General features: G+C 69.7%; 5 protein-coding genes. 4 read left to right on the forward strand and 1 reads right to left on the reverse strand.

Translation table 11 applies throughout. The features are described from left to right. The 3 genes from nifK to FJ694_RS36015 form a co-directional block, all read left to right on the forward strand. Positions 1 to 1,035, forward strand: a 1,035-nt coding sequence (nifK, locus tag FJ694_RS36005; protein WP_157272324.1) for a nitrogenase molybdenum-iron protein subunit beta, incomplete at its 5' end; no start/stop codon positions are given. 84 nt (positions 1,036 to 1,119) lie between these two features. Continuing rightward, the gene (locus FJ694_RS36010) at positions 1,120 to 1,437 is read left to right on the forward strand and encodes a hypothetical protein (protein ID WP_157272325.1); all 318 of its coding nucleotides are present in this window, start codon (positions 1,120 to 1,122) and stop codon (positions 1,435 to 1,437) included. Between the two features lie 14 nt (positions 1,438 to 1,451). Continuing rightward, entirely contained in the window at positions 1,452 to 1,934 is a 483-nt protein-coding gene (locus tag FJ694_RS36015) for a hypothetical protein (protein ID WP_157272326.1), read from the forward strand. Between the two features lie 221 nt (positions 1,935 to 2,155). Here FJ694_RS36015 and FJ694_RS36020 read toward each other — a convergent pair whose 3' ends face one another. Further along, complete coding sequence (locus FJ694_RS36020; RefSeq protein ID WP_157272327.1) at positions 2,156 to 2,662, reverse strand: hypothetical protein; 507 nt, start codon at positions 2,660 to 2,662, stop codon at positions 2,156 to 2,158. A gap of 274 nt (positions 2,663 to 2,936) precedes the next feature. Between FJ694_RS36020 and FJ694_RS36025 the strand changes: the two genes are divergently transcribed. Next, positions 2,937 to 3,646, forward strand: a 710-nt coding sequence (locus FJ694_RS36025) for an FAD-dependent monooxygenase (RefSeq protein WP_157272328.1), incomplete at its 3' end; no start/stop codon positions are given.

Below are 3,646 nucleotides of genomic sequence, written 5' to 3' on the forward strand. Positions count from 1 at the left end.
CCGGCGGAGTTCGACGTGCCCTTCGCCCACACGCCGGCCTTCGTGGGCAGCCACGTCACGGGCTACGACAACGCGCTGCTGGGCGTGCTCAAGCACTTCTGGGACGGCAAGGCCGGCACGGCCGAGCCGCTGGTGCGCAGCCCGGACGAGAGCATCAACTTCATCGGCGGCTTCGACGGCTTCGTCGTGGGCAACATGAAGGAAGTGCGCCGCATCTTCGAGCTCTTCGGCGCCAAGGTGAACATCCTCTGCGACCCCTCGGAGGTCTGGAACACGCCCACCGACGGCGAGTTCCGCATGTACGACGGCGGCACGACCAAGGCCGAGGTCGAGGCCGCGCTCAACGCCAAGGCGACGATCATCTTCCAGGAGTACTGCTGCGAGAAGACGGCCAGGTACATCGCCGAGAAGGGCCAGGAGGTGGTGGTGCTCAACGCCCCGGTGGGCGTGGCCGGCACCGACCGCTTCATCATGGCGATCGCGCGCCTGACCGGGTTGCCCGTTCCCGCCGCGCTGGAGAAGGAGCGCGGGCAGCTGGTGGACGCGCTGGCCGACAGCCAGGCGCACCTGCACGGCAAGCGCTACGCGCTCTACGGCGACCCGGATCAGCTGCTGGGCTACACCGAGTTCCTGCTGGAGCTCGGCGCGGAGCCCGCGCACGTGCTGGCCACCAACGGCGGCGAGGCCTGGGCGGCCAAGGTGCAGGCGCTCTTCGACGCCTCGCCCTACGGCGCGGCGTGCAAGGTGTACCCCAAGCGCGACCTGTGGCACATGCGCAGTCTTCTGCACACGGAGCCGGTGGATTTCCTCATCGGCAACACCTACGGCAAGTACCTGGAGCGCGACGTGGGCACGCCGCTGATCCGGCTGGTGTTCCCGATCTTCGACCGGCACCACTACCACCGCTTCCCGACCTGGGGCTACGAGGGCGGGCTGCGGTTGCTGACGATGCTGCTCGACGAGTTCTTCGAGACGCTGGACGCCAACACCATCGTCCCGGGCAAGACGGACTACAGCTACGACATCATTCGCTGAGCCATGGCCGCGCCGAAAGGCGCGACCGCCTTCAAGGGCGGCGCAACGCGTCGCCCGCTCCAGTGGTTAAAGGTAAAGGTTGCGATGACACCCGTGCATATCAAGACCACCCTCGATGGCCGCAAGGTCGAGGTGATCGGGGGCTACGTCTGCCTGGACGGCCAGCCCGAGGCCGACGCCCTCGTCGTGCTCGACGAGCATCCCAACCGCCAGGCCATCCTGCGCGCGGTGCCCAAGGCCACGCATGTGGCCGGCCGCATCCCGCTGACGATGCCCGAAGTGTCGGTGGCCCAGGCCGCGCTGCGCCGCGCCACCGACCGCTTCGACGGCACGCCGCAGGCCGTGAGCGAGCGGCTGCGCCGGGCCGTGTGGCAGAAGGTCTTCGCCGACGGCGCCGAGTGAGCGGGCACCCGGCCATGATCTTCGTGCTTGAAATCCCGAAGGCGGCCGAGCCGCGTTGCTGGTTCGCCTACGACGGCGACGACCTGCTGCGCAAGGTGGCGGCCGACGATGCGCTGCAGCCCTGGGAGATCCACGACCGCGCCACGCCGCGCGAGTTGCTGGAGATGTTCGACGCCACGCCCGACACGCCGCGCGTGGGGGAGACGTTTCCCGGCATCTGCGCCATGGGCGAGGAATACGGCTGGGACACGCCGCTGTACCGCGCCGACCACCTGGGCGAGCCCGGCCAGTACCTGCTGGAGCCGGTGACGCCAGCGCAGGCCGGCGAGGCCGCGCTGCGCGCCCGCGGCGAGTGCCGCGTCTACTGGACCAAGTCGGAGGCGACCGCGGCCTTCGAGCGCGCGGACGACCCCGTCTGGGCCGGCCCGGGCTGGCGCGCGCGCTGGGCGCTGCGCGCGCAGCTCATCGCGACGGAAGTGCTGGCGGACGATCTCTGAAGTCGTTGCGCGCGGTCCGTCAGATCGGGCCTTCGAAGAACCCTGCGGCCAGCTGCCTGGCCGCTGATCCGTGCTTCCGCCCTTGCGCAGGCCCGGCAAAGACGCCTTTCAACGCGCTGGTAGGAGGCCCGACCACTGAACCGCGTTTCCAAAGGTGCGGGATGGGCGAAGCACGGCAAACAATACCTGCCCAGCGATGCCCACCGTTTACATGCCCGCACTCAGCGCGCCGGCCGCGGCCCCGCGCCCGCCGCCCGCAGCAGCGAAGCCGTGACCTCGCTGCCCGTCTGCGCCCGTGGGTCGAGCTGGTGCAGCTTGGCCAGGAGCTCTCCGGCCACCTCGGCCCGCTCGCTGCGCAGGTGGATGAACGACACGGCCTTGAGCGTGAACAGCCAGAAGCGCTGCGGCCCGTCGCGGCTGAAGTCCAGTACCGGTGCGGGCTCGACCGTGCGCCAGTCGGCGCCGATGCCGCCCTGCCGCGCCGCCTCGTCCAGCCCCCGCCAGGCCGCGCGCTCGGCCAGCTCGAACTCGCGCCGCCCGGCGTGGTGCTTGTACAGCGCGTAGTAGACCGCCAGGCATTGCGGCGCCAGCGCATGGGCCGTCCACAGCAGCGCGGCACGCTTGCCGGCCGCGGTGCTGGCCGCCGCCTGGTGCAGCAGCTCGCGCACCGGGGCCGGGACCTCGCCGCCGAAGAAGGCGTCTGATGCAGTGCCGGTGAAGAGGTTCATGAGTCAGGTTCCTGCAGCGTCGCGGGCGCCGCACGCATGCACGCTCGATGCCAGGGCGCGCTGCCCCGCAGGCGGGATCTCCCGGGCATGTCGGCCGCGTTGCATTGGCGACAAAGCCGACAGGCATGTCCCGCACCGGGAGGACCCAGCCCGGGCCTCGATGCGAAAAAGTGCCCGGTACACGGGGAAGTTCCGATGCAGGCCCGCTGGCACGCTCCGTGCGATGGACCGCTCGCGACGGGTGTGGCGCCCGACTTCACAAGGAGAACACCACATGGCCAGGCATGCCAAGGAGAAGTTCGATGCGATCGTCGTGGGCGCGGGGCCTTCGGGCAACGCCGCGGCCTACACGATGGCCCAGGCAGGGCTCAAGGTGCTGCAGATCGAGCGCGGCGAGTACCCGGGCAGCAAGAACGTGCAGGGCGCGATCCTCTACGCCGACGCGCTGGAGCGGATCATCCCGGACTTCCGCGACGACGCGCCGCTGGAGCGCCACGTCATCGAGCAGCGGGTGTGGGTGCTCGACGATGCCTCCTTCGTCGGCACGCACTTTCGCAGCGACGACTACAACAAGCCGCCCTACAACCGCTACACCATCATCCGTGCCCAGTTCGACAAGTGGTTCTCGTCGAAGGTGCGCGAGGCCGGCGCGCTGCTGATCTGCGAGACCACGGTGGAGGAGCTGCTGCTCGACGGCGAGCGGGTGGTGGGCGTGCGCTGCGACCGCATCGGCGGCGAGGTGTATGCCGACGTGGTGGTCGTGGCCGACGGCGTGAACTCGACGCTGGCGCGCAAGGCGGGGCTGCACGGCGAGATCCAGGCGTCCAACGTGGCGCTGGCGGTCAAGGAGATCCTGTTCATGCCCGAGGAGGTGATCCAGCAGCGCTTCAACGTCAAGGACGAGGAGGGCGTGGTCATCGAGATGATGGGCAGCGTCACCGAAGGCATGGTGGGCACGGGGTTCCTCTACACCAACCGCGACTC

The sequence above is a fragment of the Azohydromonas aeria genome (assembly GCF_009760915.1).
Taxonomy (GTDB): Bacteria; Pseudomonadota; Gammaproteobacteria; order Burkholderiales; family Burkholderiaceae_C; genus Azohydromonas; species Azohydromonas aeria.

Excerpts from the sequence above, each read along its gene's own strand:
- FJ694_RS36020 (WP_157272327.1), bottom strand. The coding sequence starts at position 2,662 with ATGAACCTCTTCACCGGCACTGCATCAGACGCCTTCTTCGGCGGCGAG.
- FJ694_RS36015 (WP_157272326.1), top strand. The coding sequence starts at position 1,452 with ATGATCTTCGTGCTTGAAATCCCGAAGGCGGCCGAGCCGCGTTGCTGG.
- FJ694_RS36010 (WP_157272325.1), top strand. The coding sequence starts at position 1,120 with ATGACACCCGTGCATATCAAGACCACCCTCGATGGCCGCAAGGTCGAG.